Source organism: Mesorhizobium sp. M0938 (assembly GCF_040319125.1).
Lineage (GTDB): Bacteria > Pseudomonadota > Alphaproteobacteria > Rhizobiales > Rhizobiaceae > Mesorhizobium > Mesorhizobium robiniae.
In genome coordinates, this window is the sequence record NZ_JAMYNS010000010.1 from 221,241 (window position 1) to 246,910 (window position 25,670).

At 62.7% G+C, this 25,670-nt stretch carries 25 protein-coding genes and 1 tRNA gene; 15 read left to right on the forward strand and 11 right to left on the reverse strand.

The window, feature by feature from the left end:
- Nucleotides 1-24: 24 nt before the first annotated feature.
- Genes NKH73_RS19665 through NKH73_RS19680 form a run of 4 tightly spaced genes read right to left on the reverse strand, consistent with a single transcriptional unit; the run spans nt 25 to nt 2,580 of the window.
- Complete coding sequence (locus NKH73_RS19665) at nt 25-546, reverse strand: CoA-binding protein (RefSeq protein WP_352935014.1); 522 nt, start codon at nt 544-546, stop codon at nt 25-27.
- Nucleotides 543-1,319 (reverse strand): AAA family ATPase, encoded by a 777-nt coding sequence (locus NKH73_RS19670; RefSeq protein ID WP_352935017.1) that lies wholly within the window; start codon nt 1,317-1,319, stop codon nt 543-545. The genes NKH73_RS19665 and NKH73_RS19670 overlap by 4 nt, the downstream gene beginning before the upstream one ends.
- Nucleotides 1,320-1,333: 14 nt before the next feature.
- Complete coding sequence (locus NKH73_RS19675) at nt 1,334-1,756, reverse strand: VOC family protein (protein WP_352935134.1); 423 nt, start codon at nt 1,754-1,756, stop codon at nt 1,334-1,336.
- A 2-nt stretch (nt 1,757-1,758) separates the two neighbouring features.
- Nucleotides 1,759-2,580 (reverse strand): enoyl-CoA hydratase, encoded by an 822-nt coding sequence (locus NKH73_RS19680; RefSeq protein WP_352935020.1) that lies wholly within the window; start codon nt 2,578-2,580, stop codon nt 1,759-1,761.
- Between the two features lie 179 nt (nt 2,581-2,759).
- Here NKH73_RS19680 and NKH73_RS19685 point away from each other — a divergent pair, with 179 nt between their 5' ends.
- The 4 genes from NKH73_RS19685 to rpsI all read left to right on the forward strand — a co-directional run bounded on the left by NKH73_RS19685 (nt 2,760) and on the right by rpsI (nt 5,187).
- A complete protein-coding gene (locus NKH73_RS19685) occupies nt 2,760-3,224 on the forward strand; it encodes a PaaI family thioesterase (protein ID WP_352935023.1) in 465 nt (154 codons plus the stop codon).
- A gap of 98 nt (nt 3,225-3,322) precedes the next feature.
- Nucleotides 3,323-3,973, forward strand: a complete 651-nt coding sequence (locus tag NKH73_RS19690) for a LysE family translocator (RefSeq protein WP_352935026.1) — start codon at nt 3,323-3,325, stop codon at nt 3,971-3,973.
- Between the two features lie 265 nt (nt 3,974-4,238).
- On the forward strand, nt 4,239-4,703 hold the full coding sequence (rplM, locus tag NKH73_RS19695) for a 50S ribosomal protein L13 (RefSeq protein ID WP_091591498.1): 465 nt from the start codon (nt 4,239-4,241) through the stop codon (nt 4,701-4,703).
- A gap of 1 nt (nt 4,704) precedes the next feature.
- Entirely contained in the window at nt 4,705-5,187 is a 483-nt protein-coding gene (gene rpsI / locus NKH73_RS19700) for a 30S ribosomal protein S9 (protein WP_023717316.1), read from the forward strand.
- A gap of 73 nt (nt 5,188-5,260) precedes the next feature.
- Here the strand turns inward: rpsI and NKH73_RS19705 are convergent, their stop codons facing one another.
- Entirely contained in the window at nt 5,261-6,169 is a 909-nt protein-coding gene (locus NKH73_RS19705) for a LysR family transcriptional regulator (RefSeq protein WP_352935030.1), read from the reverse strand.
- A 94-nt stretch (nt 6,170-6,263) separates the two neighbouring features.
- On the opposite strand from NKH73_RS19705, the gene NKH73_RS19710 reads away from it, so the two are divergent.
- On the forward strand, nt 6,264-7,136 hold the full coding sequence (locus NKH73_RS19710; protein WP_352935033.1) for an aldo/keto reductase family oxidoreductase: 873 nt from the start codon (nt 6,264-6,266) through the stop codon (nt 7,134-7,136).
- Nucleotides 7,137-7,181: 45 nt separating this feature from the next.
- Here the strand turns inward: NKH73_RS19710 and NKH73_RS19715 are convergent, their stop codons facing one another.
- Nucleotides 7,182-8,243: a glycerophosphodiester phosphodiesterase family protein gene (locus tag NKH73_RS19715; protein ID WP_352935036.1), complete on the reverse strand. Its 1,062-nt coding sequence runs from the start codon at nt 8,241-8,243 to the stop codon at nt 7,182-7,184.
- A gap of 285 nt (nt 8,244-8,528) precedes the next feature.
- Between NKH73_RS19715 and speB the strand changes: the two genes are divergently transcribed.
- The 3 genes from speB to NKH73_RS19730 are packed head-to-tail and all read left to right on the forward strand — an operon-like array spanning nt 8,529 to nt 11,339.
- Nucleotides 8,529-9,536, forward strand: a complete 1,008-nt coding sequence (speB, locus tag NKH73_RS19720) for an agmatinase (protein WP_352935039.1) — start codon at nt 8,529-8,531, stop codon at nt 9,534-9,536.
- Between the two features lie 30 nt (nt 9,537-9,566).
- Nucleotides 9,567-10,499: an N-acetyl-gamma-glutamyl-phosphate reductase gene (argC, locus tag NKH73_RS19725; RefSeq protein ID WP_352935042.1), complete on the forward strand. Its 933-nt coding sequence runs from the start codon at nt 9,567-9,569 to the stop codon at nt 10,497-10,499.
- On the forward strand, nt 10,500-11,339 hold the full coding sequence (locus NKH73_RS19730; RefSeq protein ID WP_352935045.1) for an aminoglycoside phosphotransferase family protein: 840 nt from the start codon (nt 10,500-10,502) through the stop codon (nt 11,337-11,339).
- On the opposite strand, the gene NKH73_RS19735 is transcribed toward NKH73_RS19730, so the two are convergent.
- Nucleotides 11,329-12,420, reverse strand: a complete 1,092-nt coding sequence (locus tag NKH73_RS19735; protein ID WP_352935048.1) for a COX15/CtaA family protein — start codon at nt 12,418-12,420, stop codon at nt 11,329-11,331. The two genes, NKH73_RS19730 and NKH73_RS19735, sit on opposite strands and share 11 nt — an antisense overlap.
- A gap of 152 nt (nt 12,421-12,572) precedes the next feature.
- Here NKH73_RS19735 and NKH73_RS19740 point away from each other — a divergent pair, with 152 nt between their 5' ends.
- Together NKH73_RS19740 and NKH73_RS19745 are read left to right on the forward strand one after the other, a co-directional pair.
- Nucleotides 12,573-12,791 (forward strand): DUF2842 domain-containing protein, encoded by a 219-nt coding sequence (locus NKH73_RS19740; protein WP_023798362.1) that lies wholly within the window; start codon nt 12,573-12,575, stop codon nt 12,789-12,791.
- 518 nt (nt 12,792-13,309) lie between these two features.
- On the forward strand, nt 13,310-15,055 hold the full coding sequence (locus NKH73_RS19745) for an adenylate/guanylate cyclase domain-containing protein (protein WP_352935054.1): 1,746 nt from the start codon (nt 13,310-13,312) through the stop codon (nt 15,053-15,055).
- A gap of 110 nt (nt 15,056-15,165) precedes the next feature.
- On the opposite strand, the gene NKH73_RS19750 is transcribed toward NKH73_RS19745, so the two are convergent.
- A complete protein-coding gene (locus NKH73_RS19750) occupies nt 15,166-16,221 on the reverse strand; it encodes a polysaccharide deacetylase family protein (protein WP_352935057.1) in 1,056 nt (351 codons plus the stop codon).
- 91 nt (nt 16,222-16,312) lie between these two features.
- Here NKH73_RS19750 and NKH73_RS19755 point away from each other — a divergent pair, with 91 nt between their 5' ends.
- Nucleotides 16,313-17,542, forward strand: a complete 1,230-nt coding sequence (locus tag NKH73_RS19755) for a GNAT family N-acetyltransferase (RefSeq protein ID WP_352935061.1) — start codon at nt 16,313-16,315, stop codon at nt 17,540-17,542.
- Nucleotides 17,543-17,588: 46 nt separating this feature from the next.
- On the opposite strand, the gene NKH73_RS19760 is transcribed toward NKH73_RS19755, so the two are convergent.
- On the reverse strand, nt 17,589-19,808 hold the full coding sequence (locus tag NKH73_RS19760) for a GumC family protein (protein WP_352935064.1): 2,220 nt from the start codon (nt 19,806-19,808) through the stop codon (nt 17,589-17,591).
- 360 nt (nt 19,809-20,168) lie between these two features.
- Between NKH73_RS19760 and NKH73_RS19765 the strand changes: the two genes are divergently transcribed.
- From NKH73_RS19765 to NKH73_RS19780, 4 genes are all read left to right on the forward strand, one after another.
- The gene (locus tag NKH73_RS19765) at nt 20,169-20,732 is read left to right on the forward strand and encodes a polysaccharide biosynthesis/export family protein (RefSeq protein ID WP_352935067.1); all 564 of its coding nucleotides are present in this window, start codon (nt 20,169-20,171) and stop codon (nt 20,730-20,732) included.
- A 5-nt stretch (nt 20,733-20,737) separates the two neighbouring features.
- The gene (locus tag NKH73_RS19770) at nt 20,738-21,868 is read left to right on the forward strand and encodes a glycosyltransferase family 4 protein (RefSeq protein WP_352935070.1); all 1,131 of its coding nucleotides are present in this window, start codon (nt 20,738-20,740) and stop codon (nt 21,866-21,868) included.
- A 91-nt stretch (nt 21,869-21,959) separates the two neighbouring features.
- On the forward strand, nt 21,960-23,495 hold the full coding sequence (locus tag NKH73_RS19775; protein ID WP_352935073.1) for an undecaprenyl-phosphate glucose phosphotransferase: 1,536 nt from the start codon (nt 21,960-21,962) through the stop codon (nt 23,493-23,495).
- Complete coding sequence (locus NKH73_RS19780; RefSeq protein WP_352935076.1) at nt 23,492-24,742, forward strand: O-antigen ligase family protein; 1,251 nt, start codon at nt 23,492-23,494, stop codon at nt 24,740-24,742. The genes NKH73_RS19775 and NKH73_RS19780 overlap by 4 nt, the downstream gene beginning before the upstream one ends.
- 32 nt (nt 24,743-24,774) lie before the next feature.
- Here NKH73_RS19780 and NKH73_RS19785 read toward each other — a convergent pair.
- Nucleotides 24,775-24,851, reverse strand: a tRNA-Pro gene (locus NKH73_RS19785).
- A 180-nt stretch (nt 24,852-25,031) separates the two neighbouring features.
- Nucleotides 25,032-25,316: a helix-turn-helix domain-containing protein gene (locus NKH73_RS19790; RefSeq protein ID WP_473632135.1), complete on the reverse strand. Its 285-nt coding sequence runs from the start codon at nt 25,314-25,316 to the stop codon at nt 25,032-25,034.
- Nucleotides 25,317-25,670: the final 354 nt, after the last annotated feature.

Consider the following 25,670-nt stretch of genomic DNA (forward strand, 5'->3'; position numbering starts at 1 on the left):
TCACCGGCCCAGGGAATTTCCTTTCTACTTCGGGCGAACGCCGAAGCTCTGGAACCCCGACCGCATGATCGGCTTCTTCGACGACAAGACCCCGGAGTTGACGCCGGTCCAGCCAATCTCGCCCGACAGCTTGCCATATTCGATCTTGGGGCAGCGGTTCATCACCACCTTGATGCCGGCGGCCTCGGCGCGCGCGGCCGCCTCGTCGTGGCGCACGCCAAGCTGCATCCAGATGACTCTCGGCAAGGGATCGAGCCGCAAGACCTCGTCGATGACGCCCGGCACCGCTGCGGAAGCGCGAAAGATGTCGACCATGTCGACGGGCTCGGGGAGATCGGCAAGCCTAGCATAGACTGTTCGGCCGAGGATTTCCTTGCCGGCATGGCCCGGATTGATCGGGAGCACTGAAAAACCCTTGGCGAGAAGATATTTCAGTACGAAATAGCTCGGCCGCACGTCGTTTGGCGACGCGCCGACCATGGCGATGGTCTTCACCGAATTGAGGATGCCGGCGATATAGGCATTGTCGTAGGCGTCGTGGTTCATGCCTCGTCCTCATACAGAGCTTCGGCGAGAAAACCATCCGGATCGTTGCAGAAACTGCGCATCATGCGGAAATGATCGGTGTCATGGAAATCGGTCGGGTCGAGGCCGAACCGGCTGATGCGGAACAGCCGCGCGCCGGGACACGCCATCAGCAGCGGCGAATGCGTCGCCATGATCACTTGCGCCGTACCTGATAGATCCATCCGCCGCAGTACCTTCAGAAGCTCGATCTGACGCGTCGGCGACAAAGCGCTTTCGGGCTCGTCGAGGATGTAGATGCCTTGCCTGCGGCAGCGCTCCTCGAAGAAGCGGATGAAGCCCTCGCCGTGCGACCAGGACAGGAAATCGGGCGGCGCTTCACCCGCATCCAGCGCCGCCTGGTCGAGGTAGCGCGCCACGGAGTAAAAAGATTCGGCGCGAAAGAACCAGCCGGCGGTGACTTTCGGCAGCCAATGGCCGCGCAGCGTGGCGGCGAGAGCTGCGCCGCTCTTGTCGATGGCGCGGGAGTGGTCGATGGGCATGTAGCCCTTGCCGCCGCCGGCCTCATCGTATCCAGCCAGCGCGCCGATCGCCTCGAGCAGCGTCGATTTGCCGGTGCCGTTCTCGCCGACGATGATGGTGATGGGCGTGGTGAATTCGAGTTCGAAATCGTGGCTGCGGAAGATCGGCAGATTCCAGGGATATTTTTCCCAATCTGCGACACGGCTGGGCTCGATCAGAATGCGCTTGAGATAGGGCGCCTTCAGCCGCGTCAGTTGCTTGCGATACGCCACCGGAGAAAACGCGGTCAGCCCGGCAGCGAGATGCTGCCGTCTTCCGCAATCGGAAAAGCCGGATTGTGCGCCACTTCCCAGACATGCCCTTCCGTGTCAGCGAAATAGCCATACCAGCCGCCCCAGAAGGCGCGGCCCGCCGGCTTGACGATACGACCGCCGGCCTTTTCGGCCATGGCAAGCACGTCGTCGACTTCCGCATCCGAGCGGGTGTTGTAGGCGAGGTAGATCGCCGACGGCGCCGTGCCGAAGGTGATGCCCGAATCCTCTTCGGCGCTTGCGCGCGGGAACAGGCCCAGAATGACGCCGCCCATCTGGAAAAAGGCGACGCCGTCGGTGATGCCGGCATGGCGGGTCAAGCCCATCGCCTCGTAGAAGCGCGTGGCGCGATCGAGATCGTCGACGGCGATGGTGACGATGGAGATGCGGGCTTCCATATCTAGTCGTCCGTCCATTCGGGCTTGCGCTTGCCGATGAAGGCGCCGATGCCTTCTTCCGCGTCGCGTGCCAGCATGTTGTCGACCATGACTCGGCCGGTGTACGCATAGGCCTCGGCCAGTCCCATCTCGGCCTGCGCGTAGAAGGCTTCCTTGCCGGTCTTGACCACCAAAGACGATTTGGCAGCAATGGTTTGCGCATATTTGGTGACAATCTGATTCAGATATTCGCGCGGCACGACGCGATTGATGAGACCGAATTCCTTGGCCGTCGCTGCATCGATGGATTCGCCGGTCAAAAGCATTTCCATCGCGTGCTTGCGCGAGACGTTGCGCGATAGCGCCACCATCGGCGTCGAGCAGAACAGGCCGATATTGACGCCCGGCGTGCAAAAGGTCGCCTCATGCGAGGCGATGGCGAGATCGCAGCTCGCCACCAGTTGCGCCCCGGCCGCCGTTGCCAGACCGTCGACCTCGGCGATCACAGGCCTGGGATGGCGCACGATTGCCTGCATCAGTGCCGCGCAAGCGGAAAACGTCTCCTCGAAGAATGCCTTGCCACGATCGGCGTCGGCGCGGCGCGCGGTCATTTCCTTAAGGTCGTGCCCAGCGCAGAACACCTTTCCGGCCGCGGCCAGAATGATGACGCGGACGGATCTGTCTGATTTCGCGCGGTCGAGTTCCGCCGTCAGCGCCGCCATGACCGCCAGCGACAGGGCATTGGCCGGCGGATTGGCGAGCGTCAGGCGCAGGATGCCCCCGTCCACTCTCGCGATAACAGGGCCTTCGGCAACAGCCGGCTTGATGGCGACGATTTCGGCCATGGTCTCCAACCTCTTCATCGGCCAGCGGCATCGGATTCGCCAGCCATGGAACAAAAGAACTAGCACGCTGCCGATTGAAGAACAGCCTTGGGACGTGTTTTCTCGGCGGCGCAGCCTCGGCCAAGCGCCCTCGCCTTGAAAACCGCCGGCCATGCCGACGCACATACAGGAAACCGCTTATGCCTGCCCAAAACAATCTCAAACCGGTGCTGACCGCAGCGCAAGTCAACGCGCTGATGGAGACTGTCTACCCGCAGCTCAACGATCAGTTCACCTTCTACGAGGCGATCGACGTGTTTCCCGGCGGCTGCACGGTTCGCCTGAATGCCGACGAGCGGCATTTGCGCCCTGGCGGAACGGTGTCGGGCCCGTCGCTGTTCACACTGGCCGATATAGGCGGCTATGTCTGCGTGCTTTCACATGCCGGGCCGGACGCGCTTTCGGTCACCACCAATCTCAATATCAACTTTGTCCGCAAAGCCGAGGCCGGCCCGATCGACGGCCATTGCCGCATCCTAAAGCTGGGCAAAAGCCTGATGGTGTTCGATATCGACATCATCGCCGGACCGGACGGACACACGGTAGCGCACGCGACGGGAACCTATTCGATCCCGCCGAAGAAGAGCTTTCAATTGCAGGCCTGATTTGCAGGACGGATACGTGTTTCCGCTCGTTCCAAACGACCCTAACGGAACGAAATGTCCGACAACACGTTCGCAGGTCCAATCAGGCCCGCAAAAACATGCCCGAACTTCCCACCTATCTGGCATTCCTGGTCGCTGTGCTCGGCTACCAACTGTCCGGTCCGGGGCCGGACATGCTTCTGGTGATCAGCCGCGGTATCGGGCAGGGTTGGCGGGCAGCACTGGCAACTGCGACCGGGTGCGTTTTCGCAGGCGTGATCCAGATTCCACTGCTGGCGACGGGACTTGCATCGCTGGTCACGTCCTCGCCTGTCGCGTATGGCCTGCTGCAACTGCTCGGAGCGGCGTACTTAATCGCAATCGGGACGAAGTTCTTGCTCATGCGCAAGGGAGCGGAAACAACCAGCATCGTCACAGCCAAGGAAGGAGGTTTGGCAGGTGCCTTTCGGCAAGGCATGATCTGCAACCTGACCAACCCTACCGCACTGGTTTTCATGCTCGCAGTACTGCCGCAGTTCGTCCATTCCTCCACAGGATCGCCGGCGATGCAATTTATCGTGCTCGGGGCCACGATGAAGGCTACGGGCCTTGTGGTCCTGGGAGCTGTAGCCTTGGCCTCAGGCGCGGTCGGCGGCTGGCTGGCACGCAACGCCGGTTTTCTTGTCTGGCAAGAACGCCTGGCTGGTGCGATCATGATCGCTGTCGGCATCAAACTGCTGCTGGCTGCGATTATTCCGGGACGGCGCTAGTCAAATTGTCGGATTCAAGTGCGGTATAATAGTACCTCACCTCTAAGCTTTTGATTTAGCAATGTAATCCTTCTGAAGTGGCCAGAAATGCAACTTGACTGGCTAATTCCTCTGGCCTATAAGCCCTCGCAGGACAGCGGCCCACCAAAGGCCGCCGTTTTGTTATTGGCGGCGGGCGAGCGCCCTGCGTCAATCCAAGCAACAAGAAACGCCTTCCCTTTTCGTTCGTGAATGGGGGGAGGTCCGAACCGAAAGCAACAAATCCATGACAACCTTTTCGCAGAAGCCTGCGGATGTGGTGAAGAAGTGGGTGCTGATCGACGCCGAGGGTCTCGTCGTCGGCCGTCTCGCCACTGTCATCGCCAATCATCTTCGCGGCAAACACAAGCCCACCTTTACCCCGCATGTCGACGACGGCGACAATGTCATCGTCATCAATGCCGACAAGGTGGTGTTCACCGGCAAGAAATTCACCGACAAGGTCTATTACTGGCACACCGGCCACCCCGGCGGCATCAAGGAGCGCACCGCGCGCCAGCTGCTCGAGGGCCGTTTCCCCGAGCGTGTCGTCGAGAAGGCCGTCGAACGCATGATCCCGCGTGGGCCGCTCGGCCGTCGCCAGATGAAGAATCTCCGCGTCTATGCAGGCACGGAACATCCGCATGTCGCCCAGCAGCCCGTCACGCTCGACGTGGCCAAGCTGAACGCCAAGAACAAGAAGGTTTCGTAAAATGGCTGAGCTTTCCTCGCTCGCAGAACTCGGAACTGCCACCGGCAACACCAACACGCAGCCGGCTGCACCCGTCCATGTCCAGAAGCTCGACAAGTCGGGCCGTGCCTATGCCACCGGCAAGCGCAAGAACGCCATTGCGCGCGTCTGGGTGAAGCCCGGCTCCGGCAAGATCGTCGTCAACGACAAGGTGTTCGCCGAATATTTCGCGCGACCGGTCCTGCAGATGATCCTCAACCAGCCGATCATCGCCGCCAATCGCGCCGGCCAGTACGACATCGTCGCCACGGTTATCGGCGGCGGCCTTTCCGGCCAGGCCGGTGCCGTACGCCACGGTATCTCCAAGGCGCTGACCTACTACGAGCCGGCGCTGCGCGCCGTGCTCAAGAAGGGCGGCTTCCTGACCCGCGACAGCCGCGTCGTCGAGCGCAAGAAGTACGGCAAGGCGAAGGCCCGCCGCTCGTTCCAGTTCTCGAAGCGCTAAGCGCTACGCAGCTTCATACGTTCGAAAAGGCCGCCTCCGGGCGGCCTTTTCTTTTGGCTAACCTGACCCAAGTTCAAGACCGATCAGCCGATACCTTGATGAAGTCGATGAACGCGCGCAGTGGAGCCGGCACCAGGCGGTGGCCGGGATAGTAGAGAAATGGCCCGGAGAAGCTCTGCCACCACGGTTCGATGACGGGTTCGAGCGCACCGCTCTCGAAGTAGGGGCGAAGCCAATCCTCGAACAGGCAGACGATGCCGGTGCCGGCGATGGCGGCATCGACGATGAGATCAGCCGCCCCACCCAAGGTCACGAGGAGCGGCCCGGTTGGGTCGACCAGCACCACCTCGCCATCGCGTTCGAATTCCCATGGCGGTACCGTTCGGCCGGCGAAGCGGCCGCGCAGGCAAGCATGGCGGAGCAGATCGCGCGGGTGTTCAGGACGGCCATGGCGATCTAGGTAGGCAGGGCTGGCGGCGGCGGCGAAGCGCTGTACGCGCGGTCCGATCGGCACAGCGATCATGTCCTGCTCCAGCCGCTCGTCATAGCGGATGCCGGCGTCGCATCCTGCTGCCACCACGTCGACAAAGCTCTCCTCGGCGATCACCTCCAGCCGAATACCGGGATAGGCGGCAAGGAAGCGCGGAACAATGCTGGGCAACACCAGCCGCGCTGCGCTAACCGGCACGTTGAGACGCAACGAACCCGCCGGTCTATCGCGAAAGCCGTTCACCACATCCAGCGCCGCCTCTACCTCCGTCAAGGCCGGACCGAGCCGCGCCAGCAAGCCTTCGCCGGCTTCGGTCAGAACGACGCTACGCGTCGTCCGGTTGAGCAGCCGGACACCGAGTTGCGTCTCGAGGCGGCGCACCGCCTCGCTCAAGCCCGACGCACTGCCGCCGCTGGCGCGGGCACCATCGCGAAAACCCTTGGCCCGCGCGACGGCCACGAAAGCGTTCAGATCTCCGAGATCCATCTTCATTGTTCGATATTCCGTACAGCCCGTGCGGAGTGTGCCCAATTATCGTGAGATCGGATAGCGCCTATCTCAGCCTTATCTTGAACGGAGATAGACCATGTCCAGCATCGACAAATCAGGCGCATTCACTCTCGGCGACCGCACCGTGAAGCGGCTCGGCTACGGCGCCATGCAGCTCGCAGGACCCGGCGTATTCGGCCCGCCCAAAGATCACGACGCAGCACTGGCCGTGCTGCGCGAAGCCGTTGCGCTTGGCGTGAATCACATCGACACCAGCGACTTTTACGGCCCGCACGTCACCAATCAGCTCATCCGTGAAGCGCTGGCGCCATATCCCGACGATCTCACCATCGTCACCAAGATCGGCGCCCGCCGCGATGCCAATGCCGCGTGGCTCCCGGCCTTCTCTCCAGAGGAGCTGACCCAGGCCGTGCACGACAATCTGCGCAATCTCGGGCTCGACGTGCTGGACGTTGTCAATCTCAGGATCATATTCGATGTGCATGGACCCGCCGAAGGGTCGATCGAGCAACAGGTCGCCGCGCTAGCCGGGCTGCAGCAAAAAGGTCTGGTGCGTCACATCGGGTTGAGCAACGCCACCTCTGCACAGATAAAAGAAGCACGGCGGATGGTCGAGATCGTTTGCGTGCAGAACCAATACAATCTGGCGCACAGAAGCGACGATGCCTTGATCGACGAACTTGCCCGCGACGGCATCGCCTACGTGCCGTTCTTTCCGCTCGGCGGCTTCAACCCGCTGCAGTCGTCTACGCTATCCGGCGTCGCGGAGCGCCTGGGCGCCACGCCCATGCAGGTCGCGCTCGCCTGGCTGCTCCGTCGCGCGCCCAATATCCTGCTGATTCCCGGCACCTCGTCCGTCGCGCATCTCAGGGAGAACCTTGCCGCAGCCGAACTCGATCTGTCCGAAGAGGCCGTGAGGGAACTGGACGCGGTGGCAATGGCTGCCTGACGGCGGCTGGCGACTCCAAGCAGCTCTTGCCCGCTTCGATCCAGTTTAGTTGATGCTTGCCGTGTTGGCCGGCTCCGCCGCCGGCCGCGCCTCATCGGGGTAAGGCACGCGGTAGCCGTTTGCCGCCAGCCAGTCGATCGCCGCTTTCGGCTCGTCGGTCTGGATGATGGTGGCGCCGCGCTCGGCCCAGAAACCGTAGGTCTCGCGCGGCAGGCTGGCGAGCACCGCCAACTCGTCGCCGCGACCACCGGCAAGGAAGCCGCCCGGCTTGTTGACGATGGCGTAAGTGTTGGCCCAGATGTGCCAGTCGCCCCTTATCGCCGCCGCCCGCATGCGGGGGCTGAACAACGGCCCGCCGGTATCGGTCAGCGTCTCCGACCCCGCGCGCCAGTTGATCATCTCGACCGCGCGCGGCGAAAAGATCCCGCTGACCTTCTCAGCGAAGCCGGCGTCACGAACCGCGTCGTCGGCAATAATCGGCATGAACTGGAAACCGCTGCCGATCGCACCCATGGCGGCCTTGACCGTGGTGATCCTGGCCGGGTTCCACAGGTTTTCCTTGACGATCACCTGCTCGGCCATGCCCAGGTCGCGCGCAACCGCGATCATGCCTGCCAGGCTGTCGACATCGAGCTTGTTGTCGATGTTGATGAGGATCCTGTCCTTGGTCGCCATCAGCATCTCGCGCAGCGTCGAAACCGGCTCATCGGTGACGGCGCCGGTGCCTTCGATCACCAGCCTGCAGGTTTTGAGCTCGGCCAGCGTGCGCTTGACCACCTCGCCCTTGCAATTCGTCGTGCGGTCGAGCCAGCTGTCATGCATGACGACGAACTGGCCGTCCTTCGAGCGCCTGACGTCGACTTCGACGATTTCGGCACCAAGCGCGATCGAACCCTCGACCGCGGCAATCGAGTTCTCCGCATAGAGCGTCTTGCGGGCCTGCATGCTGCCGGCGCGGTGTGCCGCCACCATGACGTGGTCGCGCCACTGGTTGGCGTGTTCAAAACGGTCGAGAATCTGTCTGGCGCGTGTTTCGTCTGCCGATGCCGAGCCCGTAAAGAGCGCCAAGACGGCGGAAAGCAGAAGGTTCAGCCAGGTCGTTCGCATGAGAATCGCTCCGTGCCGGATGGAGACCCGGTTAAGCGACGCACGTGACAGCCCAGTGAACGAAGCCGGCTTCGCAAATGCCGGAAGGTCAGGTCAATACCGGTTGAAGCGGCCGTTCTTCGATATCTCGAATGCTCAACTGCACAATTTTTGGGCCTGCCATGCGGATTTGCCTGGCAAGCAAAAACTTGTGACCAAGCTCGAGTGGCCCTGGCCCCGGAAGGGGTCGCATTTCTGAGAATTATGTCCAATAAGGTTGCGCGTCGACGCACAGGAGATCGCTTCATGCCGAACAGCAACATCGACCACGCCTTCACCGCCCGGGCCAAGACGGGCGCGTCCTTCGAGCCGACCTATGCCGGCGCGCTGTCGTTCATGCGACGCAAATACACGAAGGACGTGAAAGGCGCGGAAGCCGTGGTATGGGGCATCCCCTTCGACGCCGCCGTCACCAACCGGCCGGGTGCGCGCTTCGGGCCGCAGGCGATCCGCCGCGCCTCGACCATCCTCGACAACGATCCGCAATATCCGTATTCGCGCGATCTGTTCGAACATCTCGCCGTGGTCGACTATGGCGATTGCCTGCTCGACAGCGGCAATCACCAGAAGACGCCAGGCACGATCGAGCGCGAGGCGGCAAAGATCCTGAAATCCGGCGCCTTCCTGCTATCGCTCGGCGGCGACCATTTCGTCACCTGGCCGCTGCTCAAGGCGCATGCCGCCATTCACGGCCCACTGGCCCTGGTGCAATTCGACGCTCACCAGGACACCTGGCCGGACGACGGCAAGCGCATCGATCACGGTTCCTTCGTCGGCCGCGCGGTCAAGGAGGGAATCATCGACCCCGACCGTTCGATCCAGATCGGCATCCGCACCCATGCGCCTGATACCTTCGGCATCAAGATCCTGTATGGCCACGAAGTCGAGGAAATGCGCGCGTCCGATATCGCCTATGCCATCGTCGACCGCACCGGCGGCAAGAAGGCCTATGTCACCTTCGACATCGATTGCCTGGACCCGGCCTTCGCACCCGGCACCGGCACGCCGGTCGCCGGCGGGCCCTCCTCGGCAAAAATCCTGTCGGTGCTGCGCCAGATCAATCAGGTCGATATCGTCGGCGCCGATATCGTGGAGGTTGCGCCGGCCTATGATCACGCCGATATAACGGCAATTGCCGGCTCGACCGTGGCCATGCACTATCTCGGGCTCCTCGCGGAACGAAAGGCCCGGCTCGAGGAGCTGAACAGCGGCAATCACGCCGCTGCCGGATTGAATCAGGCAAGCGGCATATAGGTTTGAAATAACAGGGAATTCAGGCAGGCAATGAAACCGAAAATCTTCATCGACGGCGAACACGGCACCACTGGTCTTCAGATCAGGGCGCTGCTTGCCGAGCGCGGCGATCTGGAGATCATCTCCATTCCGGCCGCGCGCCGCAAGGAAGCGGCAGCCAGAGCCGAGTTCCTCAATGCCGCAGATGTCGCAATCCTGTGCCTGCCGGATGCAGCCGCAAAAGAAAGCGTTTCGCTGATCACCAACGATACCACCAGGGTCATCGACGCCTCGACTGCGCATCGCGTGGCCGAAGGCTGGGAATATGGTTTCGCCGAAATGGATAAGGATCAGGCGAAGACAATCGCCGGGGCAAAGCGCGTCGCAAATCCGGGCTGCTGGCCGCAAGGCCCGATCGCGACGCTCAGGCCGCTGGTGGCAGTCGGGCTGCTGCCGCCGGATTTTCCAATCACCGTCAATGGCATTTCGGGCTATTCGGGCGGCGGGCGGCCGATGATCGAGGACTATGTCGCCAAGGGCGAGGATGCGTCGGAATTCCTGCCCTATGGGCTGACCCTGCAGCACAAGCATGTGCCGGAGCTCAGGACCTATGCGAAGCTGTCGCATGATCCGATCATGCAGCCGGCGGTCGGCAATTTCGCGCAAGGCATGATCACGGTGGTGCCGCTGCAGCTCGGCGGCCTCGACTATGTGCCGACCGGCGCCGAGCTTCATGCGGCGATTGCCGACCATTTTGCCGCCATCGAAGGCGGCGTGGTCGAGGTGGCGCCCTATGCGCATCTGGAGCGCATGCCGGAGATCGATCCCGAAATCTACAACGGCACCAACCGGATGAAGGTCTACGTCTTCGCCAATGACGATCGGGCCCAGGCGCTGCTGCTCGCCGTCTACGACAATCTCGGCAAGGGCGCCTCGGGTGCCGCCGTGCAGAACATGGATCTGATGCTCGGCCTCAAACACTGAATGGACGCTCCGGTATTTCCAACGCACTGGAAGGTCGAGGCGCCAGAACTGATCGCCGAAACCTTCAGCAGCCGCATCTGGAAGGTTTTTCGCGCCGACGGATCGCTGGCGATTGTCAAGGCGCTGAAACCTTTCGACGACGTCGAGGACGAGCTGCGCGGCGAGCATTTCCTTGCCTGGCGGCGCGGCGAAGGCGCGGTGCGGCTGCTCGGCCGCGACGGCCACTGCATGCTGCTCGAATATGCCGGCGAAACCTTGCTGTCACAGGTTCTCGCCGAGCAGGGAGACAATGCCGCCACCGCAATCGCGGCCGAACTGATGGCAAGACTGTTCTCGCCATCCGACCATCCTGCCCCGCCCGATCTTCAGCCGCTGCGGGCACGGTTTTCCAGCCTGTTCAAGAAGGCGAAGATCGATCGCGACGCCGGCGAAAGGAGTCTCTACGTCGAAGCGGCTGCGACCGCGGAACGGCTGTTGGCCGATCCTGCCGACGTGCTGCCGCTGCATGGTGACCTGCATCACGACAACATCATGCAGGGACCGCGCGGCTGGCTGGCGATCGACCCCAAGGGCGTTCTCGGCGACCCCGGCTTCGATGCGGCCAACATGTTCTACAACCCGCTCGACCGCGACGATCTTTGCCGCGATCCCCTGCGGATCGCCCATATGGCCGAGATCTTCGCCAGAACGCTCGGCCAAGCGCCGCCCGCCATTCTGGATCACGCCATCGCCTATGGCTGCCTGTCGGCGTCATGGCATCATGAAGACCGCAACGCGATCGAGGAAGGCCGCGAATTATCCATTGTTACGGCGATCAGGACGGTGCGGCTCAGCCTCTGACGGCGATCTGGTTGGGCAGCGGATAGGCGCCCTTGGTGCCGCGCCAGTGCGCTGCGGCAAAACCCAGCAGGACAAGCGCGAATGCCTGATGCGTCAGTGCCATGTGCAGCGGCACGTGCATCAGCAGCGTGCCGATGCCGATCGAGGCCTGTGCCAGCACCAGCAGAAACAGCAGCGTTGCGCGGCGCGCATGCGTCGTTTCAGGCTGGCGGCGATGCGTCGCGATCAAGTGCCAAAGTGCTGCGACTGACATCGCGTAGGCGCCGAGCCGATGGACGAACTGAACCGTCTTCGGACTCTCGAAGAAGTTGCGCCAGGCCGGCTCCAAGATCAGCAGATCGCCGGGGATGAGCTTGCCGTCCATCAGCGGCCAGGTGTTGTAGCTCAGGCCGGCGTCGAGCCCGGCGACAAGCCCGCCTAGATAGATCTGGATCAGCGCCAGTAGCACCAGGAAGCCGGCCAGACGTCGCGTCGAACGATCGGCGGCGGGCCCGGAATGCGGCGCGAGTCCTCGCGCCACCACCATGGTCGCGGTGAAGATCAGCGCGGCGAGCGTCAGATGCGTTGCCAGCCGGTACTGGCTGACGGAGACCCGGTCAACCAGCCCGGATGCCACCATCCACCAGCCGATCGCGCCCTGCAGGCCGCCGAGAAGAAGAATGCCTAATAGTTTCGGCCCCAGGCCGCGCTCGATGCGGCGTGTCGCCCAGAAAAACACCAGCGGCACGGCAAACACCAGGCCGACACCGCGCGCCAGGGTCCGGTGCACCCATTCCCACCAGAAGATCGACTTGAACGCTTCGATGCTCATGCCCTTGTTGAGCTCGGCATATTGCGGAATCTGCTGGTAGCGCTGAAACTCCTCCTGCCATTCGGCGTCATTGAGCGGCGGGACAATGCCGTGGATCGGCTTCCATTCGGTGATCGACAGGCCGGATTCGGTGAGCCTAGTGGCGCCGCCGACCAGCACCAGTACAAACAGCACCAGAAGCACGACGTAGAGCCAGCCGCGCACCAGCGCCCGGTTGCGCAGGTCGCGGTCGCGGGCCACGAAAGGCGCGGCAGCTGATATGGCAGCCATAGGCTTGTCCCGGCTGGTTGCAGTCGCGGATAGGTGAACCATCGCAATCCAACTGGCAAGACCGGATAACGCGGCACGCCGTCGCGCCGCTTCTTGCGGGTTGCGCGTCTCTTTTGTTGGGCCTAAGCGATAGGGATCAACGGGATCGCGGAATGCCCATTCGCCTGAAGAAGCTGATCGGAACAATCCTGCTGGTGGCGCTAGTCATCGTCTATGCGCTCGTCGCATCGATCGTGGCGGTTGCCCAACTGGCGGAATCAGGACCGTGGGCGCATTTCCTGTTCTTCCTGCTCAGCGGCATGCTCTGGGTGCTCCCGGCTATGGGCATCATCAAATGGCTGATCCTGGAGCCCCCGCGGCCGAAGAACTGAGGCTCGCTCGCCGCTGCTAGATGGTGAAAGCCTGACGCTTGCTATCCGACGTGTAGGCAGCTCAGGGTGGTTTTCTGCCTTCCGTGTCGCCGATCGGAACGCGCCGGCGGCGCCACTTTCCGCCTCAGCACCTCTAAGCACGAACGTCTGGTGTGATGCCCGATGCGCGCGTTCGTAGGGCATCTCGCTGTTACACCGCGGTGACAAAAGCACCGCCACGGTGGCGTCAAACGGTTACCAAGGGCAGCAAATATCTCCGGCCTTCTGGGAGCGGCATGTCAGCTTCCCCAGAGGCTGCGTGGGCGTGTCGCCGGTTGGCTGTTAGCGCGGTGACTGGATCGCTCCACGCCTCGCAAGCGGGATAGCGAAATCTCGTGAAGGCAAGGTCAAGCTGCGTTCTTCGTTCTGAATCGGCGACGGGCGGCGGCTGGGAGAAATGGATGCACGTTGGGCGTCTGGAAGTTGGTGGGGCATGGGCGCGAGGCAGCCCGCGTGCACGCGCCTGGCCGGGCGGTGCAATGACCGCGCAGCGCCGCCTCGCAGCGATCCTGGCTTGCGACGTGGTCGGCTATTCGCGCCTGATGGAGCGCGACGAGCGCGGCACGCTCGAGCGGCTCAAGACATACCGCAAGGACCTCCTCGAACCGCTGGTCTCCGAGCATCAGGGCCGGATCGTCAAGCTCACCGGCGACGGCATTCTGTGCGAGTTCGCGAGCGTCGTAAACGCGGTGACCTCGGCGATGGCGATCCAGCAGGCTTTGGCAGAACACGAGGCGGAGACGCCGGAGGAAGAGCGGATTCGCTTCCGCATCGGCGTTAATCTCGGCGACGTGGTCTGCGAGGAGGACGGCGACCTCTACGGCGACGGTGTCAACATCGCCGTCCGTCTCGAAGGCATCGCCGATCCCGGCGCCGTGATCGTCTCGGGCACCGCCTACGACCACCTTCAGGGCAAGCTCGACGGCGGCTTCACGCCGCTCGGCGACCTGCGCCTCAAGAACATCGAGCGGCCTGTGCGCGCCTATCGCGTCGAGACCGACGCCAGCGCCTCGGTGGCTGCACCGCCTCCCCTGCCCGCGAAACCCTCGATCGCGGTTCTGCCTTTCACCAACATGAGCGGCGACCCCGACCAGGAATACTTCGCCGACGGACTGGTGGAGGACATCATCACGGGATTGAGCCGGGTGAACTCTTTCTTCGTGATCGCCCGCAACTCGTCCTTCACCTACAAGGGCCGAGCGGTGGACCTGCGCCAGGTCGGGCGTGAGTTGGGCGTCCGCTACGTGCTCGAAGGCAGCATCCGCAGAGCAGGATCGCGGGTGCGCATCAGCGGGCAGCTGGTGGACGCGATCAGTGGGCACCATGTTTGGACCGACCGCTTCGAGGGCGACGTGAGCGACATCTTCGACCTGCAGGACAAGGTGACCGAGAGCGTCGTCGGTGCGGTCGAGCCGAGCATCCGGCTGGAGGAGATCAAGCAAGCGCGCATGAAGCCGACCGACTACGTCGGCGCCTACGACCTCTATCTTCGTGCGCTGCCGCGCTTCTACAGCATGACGCGCGAAGGCTTCGCCGACGTGCGCCGGCTCACCAACGAGGCGCTCAGCATCGATCCAGGCTTCATCCTGGCGAAGGCACTCGGTGCCTATATCCGCAGCCTGTCCGTGAGTCAGTGCTGGCACGAGCCCGACGATATCCGCGTCGCCGTGCGCATGGCCCGCGAGGTGCTGGCGGACGCGCGAGACGACCCGACAAGCTTGCGTTTCGCCGCGCAGGTGATCGCCTATAGCGCCAGGGATTACGAGACGGCGCTGGACACAATCGAACGGTCCCTGCTCCTCAACCCCAATTCGGCGCAGGGCTATACGGGCAGCGGCTGGGTGAACGCCCATTCCGGCCGCCCCCTCGTCGCGATCGAGCACTTCCACAGGGCAATGCGGCTGAGCCCGGTCGACCCTGAGAAGGGTATCGCGCTCTCCGGCATCGGGATGAGCTACCTGATGCTCGAACGCTACGAGGAAGCGCTGGCTTGGGGAGAACGAGCGCTGCGCGAGATGCCGAATTACGGCTCCTCGCACCGGGTGGTGATCATGGCGCTGGTCAAACTCAATCGGCTGGACGAAGCGCAGGTGGCGGCGCGGCGGCTGATGGAGGCGTTCCCGACCTACACGCTCGGCCTGCAGAGGCAGATCAACCCGTGGCGGGACAAGGAGTTCGCCGAGGGCTACGTCGAGGCGCTGGGTATTGCCGGCGTGCCGGAGTGATCGTCGCTTCTGGAAGGATAGTTCTCTGGCCGGCTTGTCCGAGGACTGAGCGCGTAGAGTAGTTGTGAACAGCCGGCCGTCCACCGGTACCAAGTGTCAGACTTTCACCGTTAGATGGTGACGAACATCTTGCCGGCATTGGCCAGCGGCGTCGTCACACCCGACAGCATCGTGCGGATATGGGCAACGCTCTGATAGCGACCGTTGACCGAAATGCGCGGCAGCGCGTGCAGGAAGCCTGAATGCTCGGCGCGCAACACGCCGTGGCGTGTGGTCACTGCCGAGGCATAGCCGGAGTCACGGGCGAAACCGACTTCGCGGTCGCCAACGGCGCTGGCATAGCCGTAGGGATAGGCGAAATGGCGCGGTACCTCGCCCAGCTCGGCCTTTAGGATGCGCCTGACGTCGTCGACCTCATGGCGCGCATCGGCTTCGGAGAGCCGCTTCAGATTGCGATGATTGACCGTATGCGCGCCGATCGTCACCAGCGGATGCCCCGCCATGGCACGGATCTCGTCCCAGTTCATCAACATGGCCTGGCGCGCGTCCAATTCGATACCGTTCGACCGCGCCAATTCGCGCAGCACCGCGCGCTGGTCCTCTTCGCGGACCTCCAGCGTCAGATAATCCTGCAGCCGTGCAAAGGCCTGGAGTTTCTTGGCTGGGGTCGAGCAGTCGATCGTCACCGCACCGTTGGGTGTCGTCAGGATCAACCGGTCCCGCGCATTGACGATGTCCTCGACCACCTCCCACCATAGATCGGCGGCGCCGTTTATCAGCCCCGGCGCAACATAGATGGTGACCGGCACGCCGTGCTTTTCCAGCACCGGCAGCGCTTCGGTCATGTTGTCGCGGTAGGCGTCGTCGGCGGTGATCGCCGCGAACTGGTCGCCCTTGCCGCCCGCCTTGATGCGCTCGATCGCCTCGTCCAGCGTGACGAATTCATAGCCGTCCGCCTTCATGTCGGCGATCACGGCATCCAGGAATTCAGGCGCGATGTTGAGGTGCCGGTTGACGCTATCAGGCTTTTCCGGCGTGGCGGTGACCCGGTGCAGCATCAGGATCGCGCCGATGCCGCCGACAAACGGCTTGGCCAGCGGGGCAAGACCGGTATAGCGGACGACGTTGAGCGCCAGTTTCCGGATTGCCTCGCTCCCGTCGATCATTCGTTCACCTTTTGCGCCTAGGTTCATCCAAGCAGGGAATGCGCCTACGCGAGCCCCCCATCGCGGTGAATACGCCTTAAAGGATTGAGGTATGATTGACGCCACCGCGTCATTTGATGGCAATCGGCTCGAAGCAATGGAGGCGGCGCCGCGCGCGTTGCCGGTGGATCATGCCGGCCTGTCGGTTTCGGTCGCCGATAGCGTAGCATTTGCGGCTTATGCCGAATTCTGCCGTTCGGCGCTATTCGCACCGGCGCAGAGCCCGGCCTGGATCGTGAACTGGGCTAAACATGCCGAAGCGGACAGCGTTTTGGCGACGCTGAGCGCTGACGGCCGGCCGGTTTTTTCGGTGGCGCTGGAAGTCACACGCAGCGGTCCGTTCCGCGTCGCCCGTTTCATGGGCGGCCGCCATGCCAATGGCAATTTCGCTGCCGCCGACTCGTCTTGGCTGGCCAAGGCGGATGGTGCGGCTATCCGCTCGATGCTGGCGGCTGTCGCCAGGGCGCGACCGGACATCGACGTCGTCGCACTGGAACGGCTGCTGCCCGATCTCGACGGCATTGCCAATCCGCTTGCCTTGCTTCCACATTATCCGAGCCCCAACCTGTCGCTGGCCGTCGATTTGGTGGGAGGTTTCGATGCACTGCTGTCGCACGCGAGCGGCAAGCGCAAGCGCAAGAAGCACCGCTCGCAGATGCGCAAGTTCGAGGCCGTCGGCAGTCATCGCCGCATCGAGGCCCGGACAGCGAACGAAGTGAACAGACTGCTCGATGCGTTTTTCGAGATGAAGGAGTTCCGCTTCCGCAAGATGGGCATCGCCAACGTTTTCGGCGAGCCGGAGGTTCGTGCTTTCTTCCGCGCGTTGTTCGTCGAAGCGCTTACCGATGACAAGCCGTCCTTTGTGCTGCACGGGCTCGAGGTTGCCGGCAAGCTTCGCGCGGTCACCGGATCGAGCCGCTCGGGAAAACGCCTCATCTGCGAATTCGGGGCGATCGCCGACGACGACCTCGCCCATACCAGCCCCGGAGACTTCCTGTTCTTCGACAACATCCAGGAGGCCTGCGAGAGCGGGTTCGACGTCTATGATTTCTCGGTCGGCGATGAACCCTATAAGCGGCTGTGGTGCGATATCGAGAGCCAGCATTTCGAGGTGCTGATTCCGCTGACGCTGAAGGGCCGCGCGCTGGCGCTTGTCCTGCAGCAAGGCGCGCGCCTGAAAGCCTTCATCAAGAACAACCCGACGACCTGGAAGCTGACCAAGTCGCTGCGCCGCAAGACGGCCAAACAGGCAGCACCTGCCGCGGGCGAAGACGACAGCTGACCGCTGCCGAATTTCCGTGACCTTCGACCTGAATTATCAAACCGTCTCAGGCGGCGGATCGCCGTCCGGGCACCGGCGTCCCCGGCGTCTCATGGCCGATGGGCGTCACCAACGTCAGGTCGGGATATCCGCTCTCGATCAGCTCGACCGCAGCCTGCGCCACCTCATCGTCCGGCTCCAACATGGACAGGAAGACCTCCGTGCCCTCGCCCACAAGGCGGCTGATGCTTTGTGGGTCGGCGGGCCCGCATTCGACCACGACCAGATCGTAGGCGGTGGTCAGCGACTGCATGATGATCGGCAGCCGGTCGGCGGCGCGCATGGCACGGACCGGATCGGCAGTGCCGACGGGAATGACGTGGCAGTCCGAATAGAGATCGGGATGAATCACGTCGCTGAACTGCGCTTCGGAGGCGAGCAGATTGGTGATACCAGGGAAAAGCCCGCTGTCGAGCATCGGCCGCGAGGCAGCGCCAGACGCTGTGAGGTCGAGCAGGAGCACACGCAGGCCGGCGTCGGAGATTTCACGCGCCACCAGCACCGCTGAGGCGGCGGCCTCGTCGCCTTCCGGCGACACGAATATGGCGCGTGCCGTACCGCTTGAGATCAGTTTCTCCACCGCCTTGTCGATGTCGACCTCGCCAAGGGTGGCGCGCGCCGGCTCGACGTCCTCGCCAATTGCCGGGGCAGTTGCTTGCGCCGCGGCAGCCGCTTCCGGCTCGACCTCCGTTTCCGCCCGATCCTCGAACTCTTCGAGACCGGCCTCTCCGATACCGGCGCCTTCCACGTCGGCTTCTTCGATGTCGGCCGGTTCGTGCCTGGCAACAGGCATCGCGACTTGTTCGATCCGCTCGAATCGAGCGCCGGCGGCCGGCCGCATGGCTCGACCCGAGAACAGCTCTTGCAGAAGCGTCACGATCGCCATGAGCAACAATGAACCAACGAAGGCCGCACCGATGATCGGCAGGGTTTTTGGGAAATAGGGCTCGGATGGCGCCACCGCGCGCGAAAAGACACGGGCGTCGACCGGCAGGTAATTGCTGTCCTTGCGCGAGGATGCCTCCCGGTAGCGGGTCAGGTAGGATTCGAGCAGCTGCCGCTGGGCGGTCGCTTCGCGCTGCAGCGCGTCCAGTTCGACCTGCTGGTCGCCGGCGCGCGCCGATGCGGCCTTCAGCGTGTTGACGTCGGCGACAAGCTGGTTTTCACGGGCCTGGGCGGTCTGCGCCTGCGTCATCAGCCCTTTCATGATCTTTTCCGCCTCGTTGCGGATCTGCCGATCGAGATCGGCAAGCTGCGACCTCAGCGCCCGGATGCGCGGATGATTGTCGAGCAAGGAGGTGGAGAGGTCGGCGATGTTGGTCTTGAGCTCCACCTGCCGCTCGCGCAGGCGCTGGATGAGTTCGGAAGACAGCACCTCCGGCACCGCATCCAGCGAGCCGCCATTCTGCAGCGCCCTGCGCACGCTGTCGGCGGTCGCTTCTGCCGACGCGCGATTGGCGCGCACTCGGGACAGTTCGCTGGACAGTTCGGAAAGCTGCTGCGTGGCGAGCACCGAATTGTTGCCGCCCATCAAAAGATCGGACTGGGCACGGTAGCTTGCTACCTTGGCCTCGGCATCCTTCACCCGCTTCGTCAGGTCGGCGATCTCAGGCGCCAGCCAGTCGGTTGCGGCGGAATTCGATTCGGTCTTGGCGTTGCCCTGGACGGAGATGTAGGCGTCGGCGATGGCGTTCGGAATTTCGGCGGCGAGCCTGGGATTTTCCGAAGAGAACTCAATGACGATGACACGGGACTTTTCAACGCGATAGACGTTGAGCTTCTCGCGCATGGTCTTCAGCACGCGTTCTTCCGGCGGAATCTCGCTGGGATCGCTTTTCAGGCCGGCGACGACGAGCAGGCGGCTCAACACCGGCATGTCAGCCGCCTCGTCGAACTCGGGAAGCCGTGACAAATTAAGCTTCTGCGCCACCTGCTTGAGGATGTCGGTAGAGGAAATGACCTCGACCTGGCTGGTCACGCCTTCCTCGTCGAGAATTGGCCTGTCGTCGTTATTGGTGCCGTCGGGGCGCGTGTAGACGGATTCGCGCGTTTCGATCAGAAGCCGTGTTTCGGCCATGTAATGCGGCGTGGCGAGCCAGGTGAGCGCGAGCGCCAGGCCGGTTATGACAAGCGCGATGACAAGAATGCGCAGCCAGTTCCTCGCTAGGCTTGCGAAAAGCTGCCTGAGATCGACGTCGACATCTGCGGCCGCTGATTGAACGGACATGCATCCTGCTCCGGTACTTAAAGGCCGTCGCGTTTGAACAGAACCATGCGACGCGCTTTAAGCTCTTGGTTTCATGCGTGTCGTTGCCCCAAAACCGCTGCGCACTTTTGGGCGACATGCATCAGTCAGGATGGACGGTAAACAACTATGGTAACTCAGCCGTTAATATCGCGGTAAGCATCTGTTAGGTTCTACTCGCAAGCGGCAATAAAAGCATCGAAACCGGCCGTCCTTTGTCCGAAGCCGCCGCTTCCGCCGCGCACCTTTACCGGCCATTAACCCTAACGGGATGATAACGGACCTCGACCCCCAAAGTTTGCCGCGGCGTAACAGCGGCCAGTCGAAGGTACGTGTCCGGTCATGAAAAGCACTGCTTCCCTCTTCCACGCGCTGCTCGCCGTGTCGTTGCTTGCCGGCTGCTCCAGCTACCGGCCGGCACCGGCCGCCTTTCATAAAATGCTCGACCAGCCCTATCGCCTCGGCGCCGGCGACCGGGTCCGCGTCACCGTGTTCGAGCAGGAAGGGCTGACCAACGTTTATAGCGTCGACCAATCGGGCTATCTGTCCATCCCGCTCGTCGGCGCCGTACCGGCGCGCGGTCACACCGCGCAGCAACTCGAAGGCGAAATCGCCGACAAGTTGCGCCAGGGCTATCTGCGCGATCCGGACGTTTCGGTCGAGATAGACCGGTACCGGCCGATCTTCGTCATGGGCGAAGTCGGTGCCGCGGGCCAGTATTCCTATGTTCCCGGCCTGACCGTGCAAAAGGCGATTGCCATCGCCGGCGGTTTCAGCCCCCGCGCCAACCAGGAAAGCGTCGACATCACCCGCGACATCAACGGCAAGGTTATGACCGGTCGCGTGGCCACCTCCGACCCGCTCCTGCCCGGTGACACGGTCTACGTTCGCGAACGCCTGTTCTAGACCACGTGGCCGACACACTCAGGATCGTCCACTGCTTTCGCTCACCTGTCGGAGGGATTTTTCGTCACGTGCGCGACCTGACCGAGGCGCAGGTTGCCGCCGGGCATTTGGTCGGCATCGTCTGCGATTCGACGACGGGCGGCGATTTCGAGGAACACCTGTTCGAACAGATGAAAGGCAGAATGGCGCTCGGCATCCACCGCACCCCGATGCAGCGGCATGTCGGGCCAGGCGACCTCGCCTCGGCCTGGCGCACCTTCAAGATTATCAAGGAATTGCGGCCGGACGTGCTCCACGGGCACGGCGCCAAGGGTGGCGTCTATGCCCGCCTGTTCGGCTCATTGTTGCGGGTATCAAGGTCTCGCGTAGCCCGCCTTTATTCGCCCCATGGCGGCTCTCTGCACTATGACGAGACCACCGCCGCGGGGAAGCTGTTCTTCGCGCTCGAACGGTTCATGGCGCGCTTCACCGACTATCTTCTGTTTGTCTCCGACTATGAAAGACAGACTTATCGCAGGAAAGTCGGCGAGCCGCCCACACCGAACAACCTTGTCCACAACGGCTTGCGCGCCGCCGAGTTCGAGCCGGTGCGGGCCGAGCAGGATGCGGCCGATGTCCTCTATATCGGCATGATGCGCGACCTCAAGGGACCGGACATCTTCATCGATGCGCTGGTCCTTGCAGCAACCCGGCTTGGCCGCCCGTTGAAAGCGGTGATGGTCGGCGCCGGCGACGACCTGCCGCGCTACCATGCGCAAGTGAAGGAGCTTGGGCTCGAAGGCCATATCCGCTTCCTGCCGCCGATGCCGGCGCGCAAAGCCTTCGCGCTGGCCGAACTGGTTGTCGTTCCCTCGCGCGCGGAAGCCATGCCCTATATCGTGCTGGAGACGCTTGCCGCCGGCAAGTCGATGATCGCCACCGCCGTCGGCGGCATCCCGGAAATCCTCGGCGCCGGTTCCCCTGCTCTGATCCGGCCCGACCCGCGCGAACTCGGCGACAAGATGAGCACGGCACTGGCCGACCTCAAGGCCTATAGCAGCCTGATGCCTAACACCGCCGACCTCAAGTCACGATTCGGTGCCGACGTGATGGCCGCCGCGATCGAGACGGCCTATTTCGCCGCGCTCAAGCGTTAAGCCCCAAAAGCTTCTCCAAAGCCACCTGTTGTTTCAAGGGTTTCTTAGCTCTCTTTTGCTATTCACCCGGGGGAAGCTTGGCGGATACACCATGAACGAGATCGATCCCGCACGCCGCTTTTCGATAGACGCGGTGCGCAAATTCGACGGCCCGGCGAATGGCGATAGCCTTGGCGGGATGAACGACGTCGCCCGTCAGGTCGCGTCACAATACCGGCGCGATACCATGTCGCCGATCATGGTCAGCGGCGTCTTGCGCATGGTCGAATTCGCGCTGCTGTTCCTGTCGGGTCTCTGCGTCTATTTCTACTATGTCGGCTTCTTCAACCATCTCGCCTGGCAATATCCGCTGACGATCGCCGCCGCCTCGTTCCTCGCCGTGGTCCTGTTCGACGTCACCGACTGCTACCAGATCGTCTCACTGATGCGGCCGCTCGCCAATTTCGGCCGTCTCCTGATGGTCTGGGCCGGCACCTTCGCCTTGATGGCGCTGACGGCATTCGCCATGAAGACGTCGGAAGACTATTCGCGCCTGTTTTTCGGCACATGGTTCGTCGTCGGCTTCATCGTGATCTTCGGTCTCAGGCTAATGATGTCGAAGCTGATCCGGCGCTGGGCGCGCGACGGGCGCATGGAACGCCGCGCCGTCATCGTCGGCGGCGGCCCGGCGGCGGAAGTCCTGATCCGTTCCGTCGAAAAGCAGCCCTACAACGACATCCGCATCTGCGGCATCTTCGATGACCGCGGCGACAAGCGCTCGCCGCCCATCGTCGCCGGCTACCCGAAGCTCGGCACGGTTTCCGAGCTCATCGAGTTCGCCCGCATCGCCCGCATCGACATGCTGATCGTGTCGCTGCCGCTGACCGCCGAATCGCGCGTCCTGCAGCTTTTGAAGAAGCTGTGGGTGCTGCCGGTCGACATCCGGCTCTCGGCGCATTCGAACGCGCTGCAGTTCCGGCCGCGCGCCTATTCCTACATCGGCTCCGTGCCGATGCTCGATATTTTCGACAAGCCGATCAATGACTGGGATTCGGTCGCCAAGCGCGCCTTCGACATCGTCTTCTCGATCATCGGCATCATCGTGTTCTCGCCGGTGATGCTGGTGACAGCGATCGCCATCAAGCTCGACAGCAAGGGACCAGTGCTGTTCCACCAGAAGCGGCATGGCTTCAACAACGAGATCATCGATGTCTACAAATTCCGTTCGATGTACACGGACAAGGCGGACCCGACGGCCAAGCAGACGGTGACCAAGAACGACCCGCGCGTTACCCGCGTCGGCCGCTTCATCCGCAAGACCTCGATCGACGAGTTGCCGCAGTTCTTCAATTCGCTTTTCGGGTCGCTGTCGCTGGTCGGGCCGCGCCCGCATGCCATTGCCGCCCAGTCGCACAACCTTCTCTACAATGAGGTGGTCGACGGTTATTTCGCGCGCCACAAAGTCAAACCCGGCGTTACCGGCTGGGCGCAGATCAATGGCTGGCGCGGCGAGATGGACACCAACGAAAAGATCCGCATGCGTACGGAGTACGACCTCTATTATATCGAGAACTGGTCCCTGCTGTTCGACCTGAGGATCTTGTTTCTGACACCGATCCGGCTGCTCAACACGGAAAATGCCTATTGAGCGCCGTCGCGCATGACCTGCCGCCGGCCGCAATCAACGCCAAGCTGATCGCGCTGATTGCGTCGGGCGCGGTTTTCCTCGGCGTCTTCCTGTCCGGTTTCGTCATTGCCGAGCCTGCCCCATACGACGTCTATATGGCCGGGCTGATCGTGGTGTGGGCTTTGTTCGGCCTGCGCATATCGCGCGCGGCGGCGCCGCTGCTGGTGCTGCTGGTGATCATGAACATCGGCGGCATGATCTCGATGACCCAGATGTCGGACATTGCCGGCACCCCGCTCTATATCTCGGTGTCGTTGTTCCTTGCCTTTACCGCGGTGTTCTTCGCCTCGGTGACAGCAGTCCAGCCCAGTCTCTACCGGGTAATCTTCCTGGCCTATGTGATGTCGGCGGTGCTGACCTCGCTGCTTGGCATAGCAGGCTATTTCCATGCCTTCCCCGGCGCGGAGATCTTCACCAAATACGACCGCGCCACCGGCGCCTTCCAGGATCCGAACGTGTTCGGGCCGTTCCTGGTGCTGCCTGGCACCTACCTGCTCTATCTCCTGCTGACGGGGCCCGTCTCACGCATGCCGCTGCTGGCGGTGCCGCTGCTGATCATCACGGCAGGCATTTTCTTCTCCTTCTCACGCGGCGCCTGGGGCATGTTCGGCGTCGCGGCGATCCTGCTCACCGGCACCCTGTTCCTGCAGAGCGCCAGTGGCAAGTTCCGGCTTCGCGTCGTCGTCATGACCATCGCCGCGATTGCGCTGCTGGTGATCGCGATACTCGTCATCCTGCAACTGCCAGGCGTTTCGGAAATGTTTTCCAGCCGCGCCCAGCTGGAACAGAGCTACGACACCGCCCGCCTCGGCCGTTTCGCCCGCTACACGATCGGTTTCCAGATGGCGCTGGAGCATCCGCTCGGCATCGGCCCGCTCGTCTTCGGCACGATGTTCGGCGAGGACACGCACGACATCTGGCTGAAGATGCTGATGGACTATGGCTGGCTCGGCTTCGCGTCGTTCCTCGCGCTGACCTTGTGGACGATCGCGGCGGGCTTCCGCATTCTCCTGCGCGACAGGCCCTGGCAGCCTTACCTTCTGTGCGCCTATGTCGCCTTCATCGGCAATATCGGCCTGGGCACCTTCATCGACATCGACCACTGGCGCCATGTCTATCTGCTGCTCGGACTGATCTGGGGCGCCATCGCGCTGGAATACCGCCACCAGCGGCAGCTGGCGGCGCCTGCACCGGCGGCTGGGGCATGATGGATTTCTGGGGGCAAGTCTAAGGTTGGAAATGGTCGGAGTGGCCGGATTCGAACCGACGACCCCTTGACCCCCAGTCAAGTGCGCTACCGGGCTGCGCTACACTCCGGACCGGTCGCGATGTATCGTGATAACCCGGTTCGGGTCAACCGAATTCGGCGGCCATCCCGCGGATGCCCGGCGCGATGGATTTGAAGTTCCTGCTCTGTTGTATGTCGTCAGCACTCAGGAACTTCAAATCCAGAATCATACTCGCTTACTCGTACGGTTTGATGCTCCGGCGTCGCCGCTATGGGACGGGCCGACTTTCCACAGGATGTGTCAGCGCGGCTGTATTGACCAGCGCGTTTTCCGGAAGCCGAAGCGCGGTCGCTATTCGCCGGAGCTTCGAGGGATCGGCATTCTTGCCGTTCTCGATATCCGCAATCTCATCGACCGCCAGGCCGCATGTCAGAGACAGTTCTTCCATGCTGTATCCCCTGGCTTCCCGGATAGCTCTCAGGGCGCTGTGGTCAGGCGCAGCTTCGATTGCCGCCAGTTCGGAGAAGGGTTCTTTTTTGGCTATGTGGGACATTGGCAACTCCGTGGTCTGAAAGAGTTTGATCAAATAATGATGTTGCCTGAGACGGCCGGGAGAATGCCCGCTCATTGACGATTTGCCAAGCACCAAAGGAACCGTCACAGCATCGTGATTCCGGACCGGCTCGGCCTTCGCTTCGGCGCGGAAACGCCATCCCGATCAGGTCCTTTGACCGGCGATCGTCGACCCTTTTGAGCCGCTCGCTTGTCAGGCGACTGTCGCTGGCGCGCCAGCCGCTTTGAAAGGATCGAAACCGCGGGGGCCCAGGCGCAGAACGCGTCAGGGGCCGCAATTTTTGAGCCGACGCGTGAACCTTTTAGAGCCGCCAAGACGATATGGACGCTAAAA

Bases quoted from the DNA above. Each gene is read 5' to 3' on its own strand.
- NKH73_RS19665 (WP_352935014.1), bottom strand. From the start codon at position 546: ATGAACCACGACGCCTACGACAATGCCTATATCGCCGGCATCCTCAAT.
- NKH73_RS19675 (WP_352935134.1), bottom strand. From the start codon at position 1,756: ATGGAAGCCCGCATCTCCATCGTCACCATCGCCGTCGACGATCTCGAT.
- NKH73_RS19680 (WP_352935020.1), bottom strand. From the start codon at position 2,580: ATGGCCGAAATCGTCGCCATCAAGCCGGCTGTTGCCGAAGGCCCTGTT.
- NKH73_RS19685 (WP_352935023.1), top strand. From the start codon at position 2,760: ATGCCTGCCCAAAACAATCTCAAACCGGTGCTGACCGCAGCGCAAGTC.
- NKH73_RS19690 (WP_352935026.1), top strand. From the start codon at position 3,323: ATGCCCGAACTTCCCACCTATCTGGCATTCCTGGTCGCTGTGCTCGGC.
- rplM (WP_091591498.1), top strand. From the start codon at position 4,239: ATGACAACCTTTTCGCAGAAGCCTGCGGATGTGGTGAAGAAGTGGGTG.
- rpsI (WP_023717316.1), top strand. From the start codon at position 4,705: ATGGCTGAGCTTTCCTCGCTCGCAGAACTCGGAACTGCCACCGGCAAC.
- NKH73_RS19705 (WP_352935030.1), bottom strand. From the start codon at position 6,169: ATGAAGATGGATCTCGGAGATCTGAACGCTTTCGTGGCCGTCGCGCGG.
- NKH73_RS19710 (WP_352935033.1), top strand. From the start codon at position 6,264: ATGTCCAGCATCGACAAATCAGGCGCATTCACTCTCGGCGACCGCACC.
- NKH73_RS19715 (WP_352935036.1), bottom strand. From the start codon at position 8,243: ATGCGAACGACCTGGCTGAACCTTCTGCTTTCCGCCGTCTTGGCGCTC.
- speB (WP_352935039.1), top strand. From the start codon at position 8,529: ATGCCGAACAGCAACATCGACCACGCCTTCACCGCCCGGGCCAAGACG.
- argC (WP_352935042.1), top strand. From the start codon at position 9,567: ATGAAACCGAAAATCTTCATCGACGGCGAACACGGCACCACTGGTCTT.
- NKH73_RS19730 (WP_352935045.1), top strand. From the start codon at position 10,500: ATGGACGCTCCGGTATTTCCAACGCACTGGAAGGTCGAGGCGCCAGAA.
- NKH73_RS19735 (WP_352935048.1), bottom strand. From the start codon at position 12,420: ATGGCTGCCATATCAGCTGCCGCGCCTTTCGTGGCCCGCGACCGCGAC.
- NKH73_RS19740 (WP_023798362.1), top strand. From the start codon at position 12,573: ATGCCCATTCGCCTGAAGAAGCTGATCGGAACAATCCTGCTGGTGGCG.
- NKH73_RS19745 (WP_352935054.1), top strand. From the start codon at position 13,310: ATGACCGCGCAGCGCCGCCTCGCAGCGATCCTGGCTTGCGACGTGGTC.
- NKH73_RS19750 (WP_352935057.1), bottom strand. From the start codon at position 16,221: ATGATCGACGGGAGCGAGGCAATCCGGAAACTGGCGCTCAACGTCGTC.
- NKH73_RS19755 (WP_352935061.1), top strand. From the start codon at position 16,313: ATGATTGACGCCACCGCGTCATTTGATGGCAATCGGCTCGAAGCAATG.
- NKH73_RS19760 (WP_352935064.1), bottom strand. From the start codon at position 19,808: ATGTCCGTTCAATCAGCGGCCGCAGATGTCGACGTCGATCTCAGGCAG.
- NKH73_RS19765 (WP_352935067.1), top strand. From the start codon at position 20,169: ATGAAAAGCACTGCTTCCCTCTTCCACGCGCTGCTCGCCGTGTCGTTG.
- NKH73_RS19775 (WP_352935073.1), top strand. From the start codon at position 21,960: ATGAACGAGATCGATCCCGCACGCCGCTTTTCGATAGACGCGGTGCGC.
- NKH73_RS19790 (WP_473632135.1), bottom strand. From the start codon at position 25,316: ATGTCCCACATAGCCAAAAAAGAACCCTTCTCCGAACTGGCGGCAATC.